Raw genomic sequence first — 18,124 nt, 5'->3', positions numbered from 1 at the left:
CCTACAGTTTCCGACCGGATACGGCAACGGCACGGGGGCGGAAGATCATGCGGACGCACTATCCACGGACGGCTCATCTGCCCTGGTCGCCCGGGGCCACGTCCGACGACGTGCGGATGACCGATCTCGCGGCGCTGGCCGGGACCGAGGTCGTCGTCACCGAGAAGCTGGACGGTGAGAACACCACGTTGTACGCGGACGGGCTGCACGCACGTTCGCTGGATTCGGCGCACCATCCGTCGCGGACCTGGGTGAAGGCCCTCCAGGCACGCGTCGGGGCACGCATTCCGCAGGGGTGGCGGATCTGCGGGGAGAACATGTTCGCGCGGCACTCCCTGGCGTACGACGCGCTGGAGAGCCACTTCTACGGGTTCTCCGTGTGGGACGGCGACCGCTGCCTGGGCTGGGACCGGACCGTGGAGTTCCTGCGTTCCCTGGGCATCCCGGCGCCGCCGGTGCTGTGGCGCGGGGTGTTCGACGCGAAGGCGCTGCGCGCGGTGAAGCCGGACACGGGGCGGCAGGAGGGGTACGTCGTCCGCCCGGCGGCGAGCTTCCCGGCCGCGCTGTTCGGCCGCGTCGTCGGGAAGTGGGTGCGGCCGGGGCATGTGGTGACCGATACGCACTGGATGCACGCGGAGGTCGTGGAGAACGGGCTCGGTGCGGGGGCGGCGCTGTGGGCGGTACGGAGTGGAGCCCCGGTGGACGCGGGGGCGCTGCGCGCGGCGGTGGGCGCCGGTCCGGAAGCCGGGCCGGAGCCGGAAGGCGGGCCGGAGCGCGCTCTCGCCGCCGTCGACGCCTTGGACGCCCTCGGCCGCACCGGGGACGACCGCCTCGCCGGCGTCCTCGCGGCCCTGCTGCACGGCACCCGCCGCCCCGCCCTCGCCCCGCTCCTGGCCCCCGCCCTCGGCATGCCGCTCGCCCGCCGCGTCGCGGACCTCGTCGGACTGGCCCCCGGGCTGCACCAGCCCTACCCCGACGAGGAGCGGCGCGCCGGGCTCGCTCGGATGGCGCTCGCCGCCGACTTGTCCGTGCTGCACGCGGTGTCCGGGGCGCTGGCGGACACCGCCGAGGCGCGGGAGCAGGTCGAGTGGTCGGCGCTGCACGCGGCGGAGGTGCGGGAGCCGGACGGGCTGGCCGAGGCGTTCGCCGATCTCGGGCCGGAGGCCGCCGCGCGCTGCCTGGCCCAGGCCCGAGAGGCGTACGCGGACGGTCGCATCGCCACCGCGGAGGAGGCCGTCGCCGCGACCTGGCGGTGGCGGTCCGGGGACTTCCCGCGCCTGGTCCAGCTCGCCGGGCCCTCCGGCAGCGGCAAGAGCACCTTCGGCCGGGGCCTGCCGGGGGTCGCCACGTACATCTCGCTGGACGATCTGCGCCTGGCCCGGGGCTCGCGCGCCGACCAGAGCGCCAACGGGGACGTGCTGCGCGAGGGCCTGGACCGCCTGGACGCGGCCCTCGTCCCCGGCGCGACGGTGGTCTGGGACGCCACCTCGCTCAACCCGCACCAGCGCTCCCTGGTCCACGCGGTCGCCCGCCGCCGCGACGCCCTGGTCACGCATGCCGTGGCCTGGATCGGCGAGGCGGAGCTGGCCGCGCGCAACGGGCGCCGGGAGCACCCCGTACCGCCGCAGGTGCTGGCGTCGCAGCTGCACCGGTTCGTACCCCCGTACCCCGGCCAGGCGCACCGCACCTGGTACATCGGCACCAGCGGAACCGTGGAGGACCGGGCCTGATGCGTACGAGCGAGGAGATCTACCACCGGGTCCGCTGGGACGCCCGCTTCGACCCGGCGCGCTTCGTGCTGGGCGTGGCGCAGCGCGGCCGGGAGCCGAAGCGGGTGCCGTTGGACCGCTTCACGCCGGGCGGGGACATCCCCTGGCACCGGGTCCTCTTCTTCGAGGCGGACGGCGAAGTGGTCTGGGACCGGGCGACGGGCACGGACCGCATCGACGCGACGGACGCCGGGCGGATACGGGAGGCGCGCCGCCTGCCTTCCCCGTACTTCACGGCGCGAACCCCGCACGCGTACTCCCCCGCGACGGGCACCTGGGAACCGGCGACGACCGGCGCGAAGGGCCCGAGCGGTCCGCTGACCGTCCTCACCTGGAACACCCTCTGGGACCGCTACGACAGCGACCGCATCGACACCGCGCGCCGCCGCCCCCTGCTCGCCGAGGCGCTGCGCGCGGCGGACGCGGATGTGATCGCGCTCCAGGAGGTGGAGCCCGCGCTGCTCACACTGCTGCTGGGCTGTGAGTGGGTGAGTGCTCACTACACCCTCGCGACCGACCCAACCGGCCACGACGTCCCCGATCACGGTCTGCTGCTCCTCAGCCGCCTGCCGGTGAGCGAGGCGGCGGTGCACGTGCTGGGCCCGCACAAGGCGGTGGCGGCGGCGGTGGTGGAGACGGCGGACGGCCCGGTCACGGTGGCCGTCACACATCTCAGCAGCGACCACTCCCCCGAGGGCGCGGCTCGCCGCGAGGCGGAGCTCGCGGACCTGGCGACGGGGTTGGCGAACGTGGCGGGCGAGCTGCTGCTCGTCGGCGACTTCAACGACGGCGGCGATCACCCGCAGACCCGTCTGGCGATGGCGGACGCGTGGACGGAGGTGCACGGCCCCGCCGACGACACCCCGACCTTCGACCCGTCGGCCAATCCGCTCGCCGCGATCTCGTCCCTCTCGGGCCGGGTGTCCCGCCTGGACCGGGTGCTGCTGCGTACGGATCGGCTGCGGGCGGGTACGGCGACCCTGCTCGGGGAAGAGCCCGGGCCGGGTGGACTGCATGTGTCGGACCACTACGGGGTACGGGTGGGGCTCGGCGCGGCTTCCCTGAGGGCGGCCGCCGAAACCGCCCGCTCCACCCAGGCGGCCGAAGCCGTATCCGCCCGCGTCGCCGCCGCCCTCCCAGACGCGCACGTCCACCTCGTCGGCTCCCGGCGCATGGGCTGTGCGCGTCCCGGCGCGGATCTGGACCTGGTGGCGGCGCTCCCCGGCGTCACGGGCGTACGGGACCGCCTCGCCGCCGCCTTCCCGGAGGCGCGGGACCTGCGCGAGGTGAGCGGGGCCCGTGTCCCCGGGCTGCGCTGGTACGTGGACGGCCTGCGGGTGGACCTGGTCACCGTGGCGACGGGCGCCCTGCCCCCGGGCGAAGCGGTGGCGCGCCGCGCGGAGTTGGGCGAGGCGGCGGCCGTCGCGCTGAGCGCGGTGAGCGACGCGGAGGCGTTCCCGCGCGATCAGGCGTTCACCGCCCTGGCCCGGGACGTGAAGGAGTGGGCGGCGGCCAGGGGCCTGGACTCCGCCCCGTGCGGCGGCCTCCCGGGCATCGCGTGGGCGGCCCTCGCGGCCCGTACGGCCCACGAGGGCGGCGGCCTCCGGGACTTCTTCGCGACCTGGGCGGCATGGGACTGGCGCGACCCGGTGGGCGAGGGCCCGGCGACGGGCGACCCGGTGACGGTGTACACCCCGACTCCCCCGGTCCGCTCCTGCACGACCCAGGTGAGCGCCGCGGGGCGCGACTTGCTGACGGCGGAGCTGTTCCGTGCCTGGGAGCTCCTGGACACGGAACCGTCCGCGCTCTGCGCCCCGCCCCCGCTCACCGAGCACACCGCCTGGGCCCTCGCGACGGCAGCCCCATCCGAGGAAGGCCGCCTACGAGGCCGCCTCCTCGCCCTCACCGCCGCCCTCGCGGAAGCGGGCGCACCCGACTGCCGAATCTGGCCCCGCCCGATCGAGGCAACGACCCACACGGGCTACGCGATCGGCCTGGGCACGACACCCCCGGAGGCGCACCGGCTGGCGGAGATCGGGGCGGAGGTCCTGCGCGGGCTGAAGGGGGCGTCGCTGGGCCCCGGCCCGAACCCTGTGGCGTGATACGCGTGTAACGCCTTGCCCGCCCCCTGCCAAGTAGGTGTGACAGGCAGGCCGGGAGATGGGGAGACGACCTTGACGAGCGACACCCGCAGCGAGGAAGGACCAGCGGCGGCGGCGCGCGATCCGGACCTCTTCGAGGAGTTCTACCGGCGCCACTTCGACGCGATCACCCGCTTCGTCGCCCGGCGCGTCACCGACCCCCACACGGTCGCGGACGTGACGGCGGAGGTCTTCCTCGCCGCGATCGACTCCGCGGACTCCTACCGTCCCGGCCGGGGCAGCGAGACGGCCTGGCTGTACGGCATAGCCCGCAACCTCGTCGGCGCCGAGGCCCGCCGCACCGCCCGCCAAGCGGCCCTGGGCGCCCGGATAGCCGGGCGCAGGCTGCTGGAGGCGGACGACATCGCGCGCCTGGAGGAGCAGCTGGACGCCGAGGCGGCCGGGCGCCGGGCACTGGCCGCGCTCGCCGGCCTGCCGCAGGGCGAGCGCGCGCTGCTGGAGCTCATCACCGTGGACCAGCTCACCCTCCCCGAGGCCGCTTCGGCGCTCGGCCTCCGCCAGGTCACCGCCCGGGTGCGGCTGCACCGGGCGCGCAAGACGCTGCGCGGGGCGGCCCGCAGCGTCCCGGATCAACCGCCCCCGGAACCGGCACTCGCCAGGGACGCACTCATCGCGGGGACAGGGGAACGAGCATGAACGCGACATTCGAGGACCGGCTGCTCGAAGAGCTGAAGCGGGAGATCGAGGCGCGCGGGCCTCAGCCCGCCCCGGCACGCCGCCCGCGCCGCCTGGTCACAGCACCGCGACTCGCACTCGTCGCCGGACTGGCCACCGCGGCGACGGTGGCGGCGGTACTGCTGCCCGGGTCGCCCACGACACCGAAGGCGTACGCCGTGGACCGGAACGGCGACGGCACCGTCACCGTCACCCTCTACGACCTCACCCCGGACCCCGAAGAACAGAAGGCACTGGTGAAGCGAGTACGCGAGCTGGGAGTGCTGGTGAGCATCGACACCCTGCCCCTCGGAAGCTCCTGCGTCCGGCCCCGGGGGAAGGTCATCCAGTCCCCGGCGGGCGTCGCAGACCCCGGGACGAACATCGAAATCGCGAAACCGGCGGATGCCCCGCCCGGAGTCCCGACCCCGCCGGTCACCAAGGGGAAGGCCCCTGATTCCGATTCCGGCTGGCAGGCCACCCTCCACCCCGGCGACACCCTGGTGATCGAGATCGACCAGGACATCGCGTGGTACTCCGCGGTCAAGGGTGCCGCCACCCCGTGCGATCCCCGTCCCGACACCCAGTCCGGCTTCATCCCGTCCCTGCCCCCGCCACCGGCGGCCGACTGACGAAGGACATGCGCGATGCCCGTACTGCTGCTCAACGACCATGACGTACGTGCCCGGCTCGACGCCCCGACAGCCGTCCGCGCCGTCCGGGCCGCGCTCCTGGCCGCCCATGAGGGCGGCCTGCACGCGCCCGCCCGGGTGCACGCCGAACTCGGCGGCGGTGACCTGGTGTTCACGGCGGGCCAGCTGCGTACGGAGAAGCTGTTCGGCTTCCGCGCCTACGACACGCTCGTCGGGGCGGAGCAGCTGGTGGCCGTATGGGGCACGGACGACGGCCGCCTCCGGGCCGTCGTGCACGGCGACGAACTGGGCCCTCGCCGGACCGGTGCGATCGGGGCCGTAGCGGTGGACGCGGCAGCGAACCCCGGCCCGGTCCGGCTCGGGCTGATCGGAGCGGGTACGCAGGCCTGGACGCAGCTGTGGGCCATCCGCTCGGTACGGCAGCTGAACGAGGTCACGGTGGCGTCCCGCCGCCCGGAGCGCGCGGAGGCGTTCGCCCGGCGGGCGGCCGAGGAGCTGGGGGTCGCGGTACGCGCGGTGCGCACGGCGGAGGAGGCCGTCCGGGACCGGGACGTCGTGGTCGTCGCGACGAACAGCGCGGTGCCCGTGCTGGAAGCCGACTGGGTCTCCCCCGGCACCCACGTGACCACGCTCGGCCCCAAGACGGTCGCGCACCACGAGGTCCCCCCGGCGCTCGTGGACCGGGCCGACGTCCTGTTCACCGACTCCCCGGCCCAGGCCGCCGCCTACGACGAACCGCACATCTTCCCCACCGCCCGGATGACCGCCCTCGCCGCCATCCTCTCCGGCACCGCACTGGGCCGGACAAGCCCCGACCAGATCACCGTCTTCTGCTCGGTCGGCCTGGCAGGCACGGAGGTCGCGGTGGCGGCTGCGCTGTGCGAACGCGTCTGACGCGCATCAATTCGGTTGCGCGCCGGAGATCGACTCGCGACCTTGCCCTCATGGCACTCGACGAGGAACTGACAGCGGTCCGCCGGGAGATCCATCGTCGCCCCGAACTCGCGGGCGAGGAGCGGGAGACGGCCGGGCTGGTCGCGGAGCAGTTGCGGGCGGCGGGGCTGGAGGTGACGACCGGTGTCGGGGGGCACGGGGTCGTCGCCGTGCTCGACGGTTCGGCCGAGGGGCCGACGATCGCGTACCGGGCGGACATGGACGCCGTGGACGCGACGCGTAACGTGCTGCCGTTCCCGCGTACGGGACGGGTGTACGACGAGGGCTTCGCCTCGACCGTGCCCGGTGTCGCGCACCTCTGCGGGCACGACCTGCACACCGCGATCGGTATCGGCGTCGCGCGGACGCTGGCCGCGTCCTCGGAGCGGGTACGCGGTCGGCTGGTCTTCGTGTTCCAGCCCGCCGAGGAGCCCTTGCAGGGCGCCCGCGCGATGCTCGACACGGGCCTCGTGCAGCGGCTCGCGCCTCGTGAGTTCTACGCCCTGCACACCAGCCCGTTTCCCACCGGCACGATCGCGGTGTCCCCGGGCCACGGGCTGCCCGGGCTCGACCAGCTCCGCATCCTGCTCCCGGACGGCCAGGACGCGGCGGCCCTCGCGGCCGGGGTCGAGGCGCTCGGCACCGTCCACTTCCCGCAGAACGTCACCGAGTACCACGCGGGCTTCCACGCCCTCCTGGACCCCGCAGCGGCGGCGGCCCGCCAGGAATCCGCGTCCGTCGCCGCGTGGCCGGAGCCGGGCCCCGCCGTCGGCGTCCTCCTGCGCGTCTGGCCGCAGGAACACCTGCCGGACGTACGCGCACAGGTCGAACGCCTCGCGGCGGCGGCGGGCGGACACGTCGAGTCCCAGAACGCCCCGTTCCCCGCCCTCGTGAACTCCCCGGAGCTCAGCACGGCGGCCGGGGACTACCTGAGTACGGCGATGGGCCCGGATTCCGTCCGGTGGGCCCGCGCTTCCTGGCCGTACAACTGCGAGGACTTCGCCCTGTTCACCCACGAGGCCCCGGGCGCGCTGCTCTACCTCGGCGTCGCGAACGCCGAGGCGGGGATGGACGGCGCCCCGCACTCCCCCGAGTTCGCAGCGGACGAACGCGCGATCGGCCACGGCGTACGCGCCATGACCGGTCTCCTGACCCATCGCCTGACGACTGGACGAAGGGTGCGTCATGGCGAGTGAGACCGATCGTGCCGCTCTGGCCCATGAGGTGTGCCTCGCGCTGAAGAGGTGTTGCCCCGGATCACGTGTGGAGCTGACCGGCTCACTGGGGTCGGGAACGGCCGACGCCTTCAGCGACATCGACATCGCGTGGGTGGTGCCGGACACGCGGTTCCCGGACTGCCTGGATCGCGCGGTGGCGGTTCTGGGAGGGGTCCGGCCGGTCGACAGCGTCCGTCTCGACCCGGACTTCTACCGCTCCGACCGCCGACGCCTCCTGTTCGTCCGCTTCGCGGGCGTGCCGCTGTTCTGGCGCCTCGACCTGGATGTCCGCACCGCGTCGGTCGCGGACGACCCGCATTACGACGCGGAGAACCCGGCGGCACGCGCCCGTGACGACGAGTGGTCACGGCCTGCCAGTGCCCTGGCCAACGCCATCGGCGCGGTCAAGGCGGTGGCCCGGAATCGGGACGACGAGGCCCGTGGCCTGCTGGACCGGGGGTTCGCCCGGATCGGCGAGAACGACCGGGCCAGCGGCGCGTGGGGCCACGATGTGGCACGGCTCGCCCACGCCGCCGCCCTGCGCGAGCCGTCCTTGTCGGACCTGGCCGCCCAGGTCACCGCGCTCGCGGCGCACCACGTGGGCAGCTCCGCCGCGTGACGACTCCCTAGGAGTCAGCGGCGTACGAAACGAACCCCGCCCACGCGGTTTCGCCGAAGGCGAGCTCCGGCACGGAGAGGTCCTTGGAGTCGCGGACGTGCACCGCGCCGGGCGCCGCAGCGACCTCGACGCACGACTCCCCCTCGCTGCCGCTGCTGTAGCTGCTCTTGAACCACTCCAGCTGAGCAGCTCCGCCAGAGGTTTCGCGAATCATGTTTCTCCCAGCACTCGCTCGATGTAGGCCAGCGACTCCCGTGGCGTGAGCGCTTGGGCCTTGATCACGCCGCAGCGCAGGTCGAGGATTCTGATGTGTCTCGGTTCAGCGACCGGCCGACCGGCGAAGGCTCCGTCTGAGCGCCCAACCGCCGTGCCGTCCGCGAACTTTAAGATCTCGATTACCCCGTCCATACCCGCGTGCTCCTCGCGACAGGTCGGCATCACCTGGATGTCCACGTTTCGCAACCGACCTACCTCCAGCAAGCGTTGAAGCTGGCGTCGCAACACCATTGTGCCTCCCACCGGGCGGCGAAGGGTCACCTCCTCCAGGACGAAACTGAGGGCAGGCGCAGGGGACCGGTCGAAAATGCTCTGCCGGGACATGCGGGCAGCCAGCACCCGCTCCACTTCGTCTTCCGAGTACGCGGGTCGACGCATCTCGAACAACGCCCGCGCGTACTCGGGCGTCTGCAAAAGACCGTGGATGCTGTGGTTGCTGTACACCGCGACCTCAACCGCCCTCGCCTCCAGCTTCGCCAGGTCCCGCACCTTCTTCGGGTACCGGACCTCCGCGAGGTCCTTCTTCATCGCGGCGATCTTCCCGCCCGCCCCGCACACCTCGTCCGCCATGTCCAACAGCTCAGGCCGAGGGATCCGCCTACCCCCCTCCACCTTGTAGATCAGGTTCTCCCCGTACCCCAGCCGCGTACCGAACTCCGCCGCCGTAAGCCCCGCCGCCTCGCGCCAGGCCCTGATCTGGCGGCCCACGGCGGCGACCACCGCGACGCCCGACTCGTCGTCGGGGTCGACGTCCCAGCCGGGTTCGTCCGCTCCGGCGTCCGGCTGCCAGTCCGCACCGATCTCGTCCACACTCATCCGTGCCCCGCTTCCACGCGTGCCGTCGTTCCTCAACCGTGTACGTCCCCCGGGCGTCACCCCGTACAGCGGGGACAACGCTGGACAAGCTCGGGACAATGACCGTACGTAAGCACCGAGTCACTGTTCACGGTAGGCGCCCGCGGCCACCCTGAGTGACGTGAACCGAGAAATCACCCGAACCGAAACTTCCGCTCCCGCCCGGCAGTTCGCCGTTCTGCTCTCCCCCACGCGCCGGGGCGCACGGCTCGCCCGGCTGCTCACCACGGCGCATTTGGGCGACTGGGGGCTCCCCACAGAGGCGGCCGCGCACATCGTGGCCGAGCTCGCCGCGAACGCGGCCACGCATGGGCGGGTGCAGGGCCGGGACTTCCGGCTCAGCCTCACCGTGAGTGACACGGCGCGGCTGCGGATCGAGCTGACGGACACGCGGAGTGACCGCCTGCCCGTCCCCGACCGCCCCGACCCGTACGCCGAGAGCGGGCGTGGCCTGCTCATCGTGGCGGCGCTGGCGGACCGCTGGGGCGTCGAGGAGGGACCGGTGCCGCGCAAGACGGTCTGGGCCGAGCTCGACCTCGTACCGTGACTACCGTGACGCTCCCGACCGCGTCCCGGGCCACCGGGTCGCGGTCCTTCGCGTCGCAAAAAGGCCTTTAAAGAACCTGGGAAAGAACCGGACCAAACCCCACCCCACCCCGTCTTGACCTGCATCACTCGCGCGAGTGAACTCGGGCAACTGGGCTGGATTCGGGCCGGGTTCGCTGGCATATGCTCGCCGCGACAACACCACAGAACGTGACGGCCCCCGGCGAGACGCCAATCTCCACCGAGGGCCTGACCAACACGGAAGAAGCAGACTTCCTGATGGCTACCTCGCAGGTTATCGCGCCCCCTCGCGCCCCTTCCGGCTCACCCGCCGCAGGCGTCCAGCACGTCAACGTCCGCCACACCACCGGCTTCACGGTGATCGGCAACCACCTCGCCCAGCACGCGCAGCTCTCCCTCACCGCGATCGGGCTCGCCGCGCACATCCAGTCCCTGCCCGCCGGGGCCCGGGTCGGCATCAAGCTCCTCGCGGCCCGATTCCCGGAGAGCGAGGCCCGAATCGCATCCGGGCTACGGGAGTTGGAGGCGGCTGGATACCTGCACCGCAGCCGCGTACGCCTGGCGGACGGCCGGGTGGTCACCCGTACGACGTCGTACAACCAGCCGCACGCGACCCCTGAGCAGCAGGAACCGGCCCCGGCGGCGCCCCCGGCCCCCGCCGAAGCGCACCCGACGGCGACCACACTCCTCACCGGCCTCCGCCGCCACGCACCCCAACTCACCCTGTCCGCACAGGCGATCAGCGAACTGGCCCCCGCAGTCGCGACCTGGCTCGCCCGCGACGTACCCCCCGCGACACTCCGGCACGCCCTGACGAGCGACCTCCCACCGATCGTCCGGCACCCGGCAGGCTTCGTACGCAACCGCCTCACCGCCCTCCTGCCACCACCCCTCCCCGCCTCGCAACCGGCCCCCGGCGCCGTCCCCCTCCAGGACTGCGACCGCTGCGACCGCGTCTTCCGATCCCCGGAACCGGGCCACTGCCGGGACTGCCGCACTGGCGAAACAGCCGTCCTCGCCGCCAGCTGTCAGCAGGCCAGGGCGTGCTGACAGCGGCCGGATCATTTCGCCCAGAGACACGACTTGTCCGTCGATTCCTGTCTCCGACCGGATGCGGAGCCGATACCTTGAACGCTCCGGATGTCGGGCTGAAAGCGTGATGGGGGAGCCTGTGCTGCTGGACTTCGCTGCGGACGGGTTTCTGCCCCCCGGGCGCGTCTCGGTGACCATGGACGAGGCTGAGCACTTCCTGGTGGGAAATCCCCTGTTTGCCCGGTCAGTGCGTCGCCCCATCCTGTGGAGCGGCTTCCAGGAGTACCTCGGTCGCTTCCTGACGCTCGAGGACAGCTATCCCGAAATGTTGCAAGGCCGGGCCCTGATCCACCGGGTCTGGCTCGGCGGAAGCTTCGTCAGCGCGAAGCAGGACCCCCGGAACATCGATGCGACTGTCTTTATCGATGTGGCAGCCGAGGCTTCGGTCAGAGGAAACCCTGGTTCGAAGTGGCTCACCAACGCATTCAAGAGCCGCGAACCCATACTCCGTGAGTTCGGCGTCTCGCCCCTCCGTGTGGGATACCGTCCAGTAGCGTCGGCTTTTGAACTGCAAAGCGTCTCCCCTGAGGACCAGACATACTTCTTGCATCGCGGAATCTGGGACGACTGGTGGCAACGGTGCCGCCTCCCGGCCGGAGACGACCAAGCTCCGAGTGAGGCAAGTGCAGCGCCCGTGCGTGGCTACCTGGAGGTGCGACTGTGAGCGAGAGCAGCTGGCGCCGGCGGATGCGTGAGGCCCGCGCCCAGGACCCGGCCGCCACCGCGCGGCTGCTGGACGAGCTGGGCACAGAAGACCGGGACGCCGCCGAGATCGAAGCGGACCATCGCATGAGCCGCCTCGAAGCCATGCGGGAGTACCAGCCGGGGGCAACCCTCCAGGAGGAGCTTCGCCTCCGTCTCAGCGGTCCGGAGGCCGAGCGCGGGGCGTTGCGCTTCCAGTGGGGAAACGCGCTCCTGGACCCCGTCGAGAGGGCGGTTTCCAAGGCCGCGGGCACACCTGTCGAGCTTGAGGTCACCGGGCTTTCGCGAGGCAGCACGGTCGTCCATGCCCGCCCGGTCGTGTCGGTGGTGCCTGATCCGGAAGCCCTCGGGGGCCCCGTGGCCACAGCTGCGGACAAGGGTGTACGCACATTCGCCCGGCTCCTCACCGCCTTGGAGGAGGAGAACGACGTACGGGAATGGGCCCAGCTCTTCGATTCGGTGGACGCCTTGTCCAAAGCGCTGGATCGGCTCCAGCTGAATCTCGGGCTGACCTGGTACGCCGCCGACGGAGGCGTGCGGCAGGCAGATCTGACGCAGCGAGGAGTTCAGTACGCCAAACGGCTCCAGGCCACACGGGACGATGATCAGGAGTTCACGATCTCCGGCCATATCACCGAGCTGCGCAGCAGTGGTGTGGTCAAAGTGAAGTCCGGGCTGCCACAGAATGCTGCCGCGTATGACGTGAGAGTCGAACCGGAACAGCTCTACCGTATGCGCTTGGTCTTGGGGGACAACGTGCATTTCCGGGTGCGCTTCAGGCGCAAACTCGATGCCGTCGGCCGTACCAGGGTGTCGGAATACCACTTCCTCGACCTGGCGGCGGAGGAGCTCACTCTTGACGCCGCCAACGACCCGCCATCCGCCTGACCAGGCGAAACCGCCGGGGCTCGCCCGAGCGTCTCTCCGTGCATGGAAACCGAACAGACGTCCCGCCGCGAAGCCCTCACCGGCACCGCTGGGCTCCTCACGGCGACACTCGGCGCCCTCGCGGGCCTCGCCGTCTGGCTGCCGTACGGCCGGAGCAGCCTCTCCGGCGCCTTCGAGAGCGAGCGCAACACCGACGTGCTCCTGCTGGGCCTGCCGCTGCTGCTGCTCGGCGGCGTCCTCACGGCCCTGGCCGCCTTCACCGCCGTACGGGGGCGGTGGCGCACCGCCCTCGGCCTGGCGACGGCCGTCACGGGACTCGCCGCCATCGGCTACGGCCTCGACGTGCTGGCGGGGCCGCAGGCGGTCTCGGACTGCGGGTCGCCCTGCTGAGCGGCCGGTGACCTAAGAGGTTCGGTGGGTCCTGCCAGTCACCGCAACGCGGCGGCGGCCTCACGCACTCGTTCCGCGACGCGCTCGGTCGATGCGACATCCCCTGTGCGGTCACTCGACGCCCGGGGATTGGAGATGCACACCGCGATGGCCATCGGGCCCTCGTCCCCCGAGCGAGCGACGGAAACGGACCAGGAGACCGATTTACCGCCGCTGTCCACGTCCCACTGCCGCACCCACCCCGTCACACCGTCGGCCGAAGTCCGCAGAGCCGACTGCAACTGTTCGGCGGTTCGCTGCCCCACCACCCGGCGGCCGTCGTCCTCGGCGAGATCCTTCGGCGGCTCGGCGCTGCCGTCGCCCTTGACCACCTTCGTGACCAGTTGCGGATGCACCTGCTTGCCGCCGCTCGCGATGACTGCCATCACCCGTGCCATCTGGACGGGCGTCGCGGTGACGCCTCCGGAACCATTGGCCGCAGCGGCTAGGTCCGCCGCGCTCCGTCCACGTGGGTAGTTGCTCGGATTGAGGCTTGTCGGAATGAGCAGCTCGTCGTCGTTGAAGCCGAATGACTCTGCCGTCGCGGCGAGTTGCGCCTCCCCCACGTCCACCGCCAAGCGCGCGAAGACGTTTCCGCACGCATGGTGCAGCGCAGTGCGGATGGAGGCGTTCCCGCAATGGGCGGGGTCACCGGTCACCGCCTTGCTGCTGCCGGGAGGGGTGTAGGACGCCGGAGTGTCCGTCGCCTCGTCCACCGAGGAGTAGAGCCCCTTCTCCAGAGCCGCTGCCGCGACGACGAGATGAAAGGTCTCACCCGGCGGCGTCGCTTCCTTCCTGGTCCGGTTCAGCAACGGCTTGTGCCTGTTGTTGATCACTTCGTGCCAACCGCGGCTGTCTTCCATCGTATTGCCGCTGAAAGTGGCGGGGTCGTACGACGGAGTGCTGACCAGTGCACGGATGTGCCCGGTCCGCACGTCCACAGCGACCGCGGCACCCTCCCGGCCGTCCAGCGCGTCCAGGGCGGCGCGCTGGACGGCCGGCGAAATGGCCGTCACCACGTTGCCCGGCCGACTGCCGGGGGAGGACGCGTCGGGGTTCAGGACGTCGTCGTACGCCGATTCCAGCTCATTGCGCCCGAATGCCAGTGACCTGTACCCCGTCACGGCCGAGTACAGCTCGCCGTCCGTGTAGGTACGCCGGTAGGGGACCTTGCGGTTCCCCGACGGCCGGGAACCGGTGATCGCCCGGTTCTCGACGATGATGTCGCCCAGCCCGGCCTTCGGGGGCCTTGGCATCGGCTGCTCGTCACGCGACTTTCCGCCCGACGCACCGGCGCCCTTTCCCGCTCCGGAATCGCCGTTCCCGCCTGCCCCGCAACCCGCCAGGGGAACAAGCAGGGTGAGCAGCGCGGCGACCGAAGCCCAGTGGCGCTTTGTCGTAGGCATGCGGTCATCCTAGGGTCCGGCCCATCGGACGGATTCCGAACGGGGAACCCGTGATCGTCGCCTCGCATCGCCATCCTCATCCTGCCGACGCGACGCCCTCGCGACTACGCCGGATGCGCCTCCCGCCAAGCCCGCATCGACCGGTCCCACTCCTCCCCCGTCAACGCCGTGAGCGACGCAGGGAACAGGCCGTCCTCCTCCTTGGCGATGTGGTGGTGCAGCTCGGCCACCGCCTCGCGCAGCCGGGCGATGTCCTCGGCGCGGGTGAGGTCGATCTCCCGCAGGAACGCCCCGAGTTCGCGGTGTTCGCGTACGAGCGCGTCGATGTACCCCGCGTACTCCGGGTCCGCCCTCATCACCGCGAAGAGGCCCCGCTCCTCGCCCCGCCAGTGCGCCACGAGCTCCCGCTCCATGCGGCCGACCAGGTCCGGGACGAGGGCCCGGTCCCCGTCGTCCAGCGCGCGCAACGCCGCGCCCGCCGTGTCCGTGACGGACTCGTGCTCCGCGATGAACTCCTTGATCAGGGGGATCTCGCGGCAGCCGCAGTAATGGCACATAAGGGGCACTTTGCCACACGCATATCGGCCCGCTACGCGTCGCGCCCGCGCAGCAGCAGCCCTCCCGCCAGCAGGGCAGCGGCCGCCCACGCCGCGAGCACGCCCAGCCCGGCCCAGGGCCCGATGGGCAGCTCGCGGACGTGGACCGTGGCCTGCACGGCGAGCCCGGCGGTCATGGGCGAGACCTGCTGGAGGTGGCGCTGCCACTCCGGGTCCTGGACCACCCCGATCACGACCGGGAAGACATAGAGCAGCCCGAGCACGATCCCGATGGCGGTCGCCGCATCCCGTACCGCCGTCGCCACGCCGAGACCGAGCAGGGCGACGAGGGCGAGGTAGAGCACCGAGCCCGCGGCCGCGCGCAGGGTCGGGCCGTCGGCCAGGGACAACGGGGCGTAGCCGTGCGCCTCGGTGAATCCGCTGCCGGGCAGGAGGAGGCGGCCGCCGAGGAGCGAGGCCAGAACGGCCACCGTGCCGGAGGCCAGGACGACCGCCGCGAGGACCGTCGCCTTGGCCGCGAACACGGTCATCCGGTCCGGCATCGCCGTGAGCGTCGTACGGATCATGCCGGTCCCGTACTCCCCGCTGACGGCCAGCACCGCGAGGACGGCGACGACCGCCTGGCCGACCGTGACACCGGTCAGGGCGAGCTTGACGGCGTCCCGGCCGCATCCCGTGTCCGGGCACTTCACGGCCTCGGCCGTACCGCAGCCGACCGCCGCGGTCAGCGCGACGGCGAGCAGGAGCAGCCTCCCCAGGTCCCCCGCCGTGCGCAGCTTCGTCCACTCCGCGCGCAGGGCGCTCATACGTCCCTCCCGCGCACCCGCGCCACGGCCAGCCCGTACGCGAGCGCCGCGTACCCGCACAGCACGGCGAACCCCGTCCACGGCGCCAGCGGGAAGTACCCGGTCGACGGCTCGTACACGCTGAGCACCTGCGCGTACCGCGGCAGCGTCTGCTGCACGGCGAAGCCCGCGGCCGGGGTCACCCGCAGCAGCCACTCCGCGACGCCCGCGGGCAGCACACCGGAGACGGCGAGCAGGAAGGACAGCACCAGCGACGCGACGACCAGCGCGACCGCCGTACCGCTGCGCCGCAGCAGCGCGCCGACCCCGAGAGCGAGCACGGCGGCGGCCGCGCAGAGCAGGCCGGTCCCGGCCACGACGCGCAGCTCGGTCGCCGTCGTGACGGGGAAGACGAGGAAGCCCCTGCCGCGCGCACCGCGGGCCCCGAGAGGGACGGCGATCGCGGCGGCGACCAGCCCGACGGCACCCGCGACGCCCCCGGCCACCAGCGCCTTGGCGCCGAGCACCCGGCCCCGCCGGGGTGCGGCCGTCATGCTCGTACGCAGCAGACCCCGCCGGTACTCGCCGGTGAGGAAGACCGTGGCCACGACGATCACCGCGATCAGCCCGGCGAAGGTGCCGACGAGGAAGTTCTCGACGGAGAAGCCGACGCCCATCACGGGTCCGCCGACGACCGGTGCGATGTCACCGGCCCCGGTCACGGCGAACCCGTCGCCGGTCCGGGCGAAGCCGCCCTTGAGGGTGTCCGTGTAGCTGCCGGAGGTGCCCGCGTCGCCGCCCACCTGCGTGCCGCGCCACGGGGTCCGCGACCAGCCGCCGGTCAGAGCGGGCCGGCCGAAGGTGCCGGTGGCCACGGCGGGGCTGAAGCCCTCGCCCGCCCCGGTGTCCTGTTTCGCCTGCGGTGACGTGGCGAAGAGCCCGGCCCGCACGGTGCGCGCAAGCCCCGGCAGCCACGCCCGGCCGACCTCGGTCCAGCGGGAGCCGTCGGCGGAGGCGTAGCCGGTGAGCCGGTCACCGGAGCGGACCAGGCGCAGCCACCGCTGCGGGGTTTCGGGGCCCGCCGTGTCGTGCGTGTAGGCGTACTGCATGCGGATGCCGTGGGCGCCGGTGGCCATGAGCGCCGCGTACGGGGACCCCTGGGCAAGGCTCTCCTTGACGATGATCCCGGCCTTGGCCCAGGGCTGGGTGCCGCGAGCCGTCTTCCCGGCCCCGGTGTCGGCCACACCCGCGAGGGACCGCAGGGGGACGGTGAGAGTGCCGTCGCCGGTGAGCGTCCGGTGGACGAAGTAGAAGCTGTCGTTGACGGCCTCGCCACCGGGGCCCCTCGGGTACGAGGCGTCGGCCCCGCCGGGGCCCGGGGCGGCCGTTCCGAGCAGGCCGACCACGATCGTCGCCAGGAGCGCCCCGGCCATGGTGAGGACCCAGCCCCGCACCGTACGGAACTTCGTCCACTCGGCGTGCAGCGTCGCGAGGAAGCCGGTGTGCCTCGTGCGGATGGCGGTCATCGCGTGCCCTCCCCCGCTGGAACGCCCCGGTACTCCACCGCGTCCCGGGTGAGCTCCATGTACGCCTCCTCCAGCGTCGCCCGGTGCGCGGACACCTGCGAGAACGGCACTCCGGTCCGGGCGAGCCGGGCCACGACCGCCTCGTCGGCCAGGCCGGTCACGCCGAGGGTGTCGGGGCCGGTCGCGAGCACGGTGGCGCCCGCGCCGCGCAGGGCCTCGGCGGCGCGCTCCGGTGCGGAGGTGCGCAGGACGACCCGGCCGCCGGACGCCTCGGCGAGCAGCGCGGAGACGGCGGTGTCCGCGAGGACCCGGCCCCGCCCGATCACCACCAAGTGATCGGCGGTGTCCTCCAGTTCGCCCATCAGATGGCTGGAGACCAGAACGGCGCGGCCGTCCCGGGCCAGCGACGACAGGACACCGCGCATCCATACGATGCCGTCGGGATCGAGGCCGTTGAACGGCTCGTCCAGCATGAGCACCGGCGGGTCCCCGAGGAGCGCCGCCGCGATGCCCAGGCGCTGGCGCATCCCCAGCGAGAAGCCGCCCGCCCTGCGCCGGGCCGCCGCGCCCAGGCCGGCCTGTTCGATGACCTCGTCCACCCGCCGGGCGGGCAGGCCCTGGGAGTGGGCCAGCCACAGCAGGTGGTTGCGGGCGGTGCGGCCCGGCTGCACCGCGGAGGCGTCGATCAGGGCCCCCAGATGCCGGAGCGGCCGGCGCAGGGTGCGGTACGGCACCCCGCCGACCAGGGCCTCCCCGTCCTCGGCCGCGTCGAGGCCCAGGACAACGCGCATGGTGGTGGACTTGCCCGCGCCGTTCGGCCCGACGAAGCCGGTCACACGCCCGGGCCGCACGGTGAACGTCATTCCGTCCAGGGCCAGTCGGGCGCCGAAGCGTTTACGGAGACCGATGACCTCGATCGTCGCGCTCGTACTCTCATCGCTCATGGCCACACCCTGGGAGGCACCGCGTCACAGCAGCCGAACAGCCGCTGTCATCCCGCTGTTAGGCGCCTCCGCCTAGCCTGACCCGTACCG

19 protein-coding genes are annotated in these 18,124 nt (G+C 72.6%); 12 read left to right on the top strand and 7 right to left on the bottom strand.

The window, feature by feature from the left end; genetic code table 11:
- Positions 1 to 47 precede the first annotated feature (47 nt).
- From AMK18_RS10685 to AMK18_RS10655, 7 genes are all read left to right on the top strand, one after another.
- Positions 48 to 1,730, top strand: a complete 1,683-nt coding sequence (locus AMK18_RS10685) for an RNA ligase family protein (RefSeq protein WP_073862632.1) — start codon at positions 48 to 50, stop codon at positions 1,728 to 1,730.
- Positions 1,730 to 3,871 (top strand): RNA repair domain-containing protein, encoded by a 2,142-nt coding sequence (locus AMK18_RS10680; RefSeq protein ID WP_073862631.1) that lies wholly within the window; start codon positions 1,730 to 1,732, stop codon positions 3,869 to 3,871. The genes AMK18_RS10685 and AMK18_RS10680 overlap by 1 nt, the downstream gene beginning before the upstream one ends.
- Before the next feature lie 72 nt (positions 3,872 to 3,943).
- A complete protein-coding gene (locus tag AMK18_RS10675; RefSeq protein WP_073862630.1) occupies positions 3,944 to 4,567 on the top strand; it encodes an RNA polymerase sigma factor in 624 nt (207 codons plus the stop codon).
- Entirely contained in the window at positions 4,564 to 5,217 is a 654-nt protein-coding gene (locus AMK18_RS10670; protein ID WP_073862629.1) for a hypothetical protein, read from the top strand. The genes AMK18_RS10675 and AMK18_RS10670 overlap by 4 nt, the downstream gene beginning before the upstream one ends.
- Before the next feature lie 15 nt (positions 5,218 to 5,232).
- The gene (locus AMK18_RS10665) at positions 5,233 to 6,132 is read left to right on the top strand and encodes an NAD(P)-binding domain-containing protein (protein ID WP_073862628.1); all 900 of its coding nucleotides are present in this window, start codon (positions 5,233 to 5,235) and stop codon (positions 6,130 to 6,132) included.
- Positions 6,133 to 6,182: 50 nt separating this feature from the next.
- On the top strand, positions 6,183 to 7,367 hold the full coding sequence (locus AMK18_RS10660; protein WP_073862627.1) for a M20 metallopeptidase family protein: 1,185 nt from the start codon (positions 6,183 to 6,185) through the stop codon (positions 7,365 to 7,367).
- Positions 7,357 to 8,007, top strand: coding sequence for a nucleotidyltransferase domain-containing protein (locus AMK18_RS10655; protein ID WP_198956977.1), 651 nt, complete (start codon positions 7,357 to 7,359; stop codon positions 8,005 to 8,007). The genes AMK18_RS10660 and AMK18_RS10655 overlap by 11 nt, the downstream gene beginning before the upstream one ends.
- A gap of 7 nt (positions 8,008 to 8,014) precedes the next feature.
- Here the strand turns inward: AMK18_RS10655 and AMK18_RS10650 are convergent, their stop codons facing one another.
- Positions 8,015 to 8,221, bottom strand: a complete 207-nt coding sequence (locus AMK18_RS10650) for a DUF397 domain-containing protein (protein WP_073862625.1) — start codon at positions 8,219 to 8,221, stop codon at positions 8,015 to 8,017.
- Positions 8,218 to 9,099 carry a helix-turn-helix domain-containing protein gene (locus AMK18_RS10645; RefSeq protein ID WP_073862624.1) on the bottom strand — a complete coding sequence of 294 codons (882 nt, stop codon included), beginning with the start codon at positions 9,097 to 9,099 and terminating at the stop codon, positions 8,218 to 8,220. The genes AMK18_RS10650 and AMK18_RS10645 overlap by 4 nt, the downstream gene beginning before the upstream one ends.
- 160 nt (positions 9,100 to 9,259) lie before the next feature.
- On the opposite strand from AMK18_RS10645, the gene AMK18_RS10640 reads away from it, so the two are divergent.
- The 5 genes from AMK18_RS10640 to AMK18_RS10620 all read left to right on the top strand — a co-directional run bounded on the left by AMK18_RS10640 (position 9,260) and on the right by AMK18_RS10620 (position 12,777).
- Positions 9,260 to 9,685, top strand: coding sequence for an ATP-binding protein (locus AMK18_RS10640; protein ID WP_073862623.1), 426 nt, complete (start codon positions 9,260 to 9,262; stop codon positions 9,683 to 9,685).
- Between the two features lie 278 nt (positions 9,686 to 9,963).
- Positions 9,964 to 10,755: a DNA-binding protein gene (locus AMK18_RS10635; protein ID WP_073863224.1), complete on the top strand. Its 792-nt coding sequence runs from the start codon at positions 9,964 to 9,966 to the stop codon at positions 10,753 to 10,755.
- 121 nt (positions 10,756 to 10,876) lie between these two features.
- A complete protein-coding gene (locus AMK18_RS10630) occupies positions 10,877 to 11,461 on the top strand; it encodes a DUF6932 family protein (RefSeq protein ID WP_073863223.1) in 585 nt (194 codons plus the stop codon).
- A complete protein-coding gene (locus tag AMK18_RS10625) occupies positions 11,458 to 12,387 on the top strand; it encodes a hypothetical protein (RefSeq protein ID WP_079199263.1) in 930 nt (309 codons plus the stop codon). The genes AMK18_RS10630 and AMK18_RS10625 overlap by 4 nt, the downstream gene beginning before the upstream one ends.
- Positions 12,388 to 12,429: 42 nt before the next feature.
- Positions 12,430 to 12,777: a hypothetical protein gene (locus AMK18_RS10620; protein ID WP_073862622.1), complete on the top strand. Its 348-nt coding sequence runs from the start codon at positions 12,430 to 12,432 to the stop codon at positions 12,775 to 12,777.
- Positions 12,778 to 12,815: 38 nt separating this feature from the next.
- On the opposite strand, the gene AMK18_RS10615 is transcribed toward AMK18_RS10620, so the two are convergent.
- The 5 genes from AMK18_RS10615 to AMK18_RS10595 form a co-directional block, all read right to left on the bottom strand.
- Entirely contained in the window at positions 12,816 to 14,222 is a 1,407-nt protein-coding gene (locus AMK18_RS10615; protein ID WP_073862621.1) for a penicillin-binding transpeptidase domain-containing protein, read from the bottom strand.
- Positions 14,223 to 14,326: 104 nt separating this feature from the next.
- Positions 14,327 to 14,779 carry a hemerythrin domain-containing protein gene (locus AMK18_RS10610; protein WP_073862620.1) on the bottom strand — a complete coding sequence of 151 codons (453 nt, stop codon included), beginning with the start codon at positions 14,777 to 14,779 and terminating at the stop codon, positions 14,327 to 14,329.
- 32 nt (positions 14,780 to 14,811) lie between these two features.
- Positions 14,812 to 15,585 (bottom strand): ABC transporter permease subunit, encoded by a 774-nt coding sequence (locus AMK18_RS10605; protein ID WP_073862619.1) that lies wholly within the window; start codon positions 15,583 to 15,585, stop codon positions 14,812 to 14,814.
- Positions 15,582 to 17,090 (bottom strand): ABC transporter permease subunit, encoded by a 1,509-nt coding sequence (locus AMK18_RS34395; protein WP_073862618.1) that lies wholly within the window; start codon positions 17,088 to 17,090, stop codon positions 15,582 to 15,584. Before AMK18_RS34395 ends, AMK18_RS10605 begins: the two co-directional genes overlap by 4 nt.
- A complete protein-coding gene (locus AMK18_RS10595) occupies positions 17,087 to 18,034 on the bottom strand; it encodes an ATP-binding cassette domain-containing protein (RefSeq protein WP_073862617.1) in 948 nt (315 codons plus the stop codon). Before AMK18_RS10595 ends, AMK18_RS34395 begins: the two co-directional genes overlap by 4 nt.
- Between the last annotated feature and the right edge of the window lie 90 nt (positions 18,035 to 18,124).

The organism is Streptomyces sp. CB01249, from assembly GCF_001905735.1.
Lineage (GTDB): Bacteria > Actinomycetota > Actinomycetes > Streptomycetales > Streptomycetaceae > Streptomyces.
The sequence above is the reverse complement of the archived record's forward strand: the minus strand, read 5'-3'. Positions and strand labels throughout refer to the sequence as shown.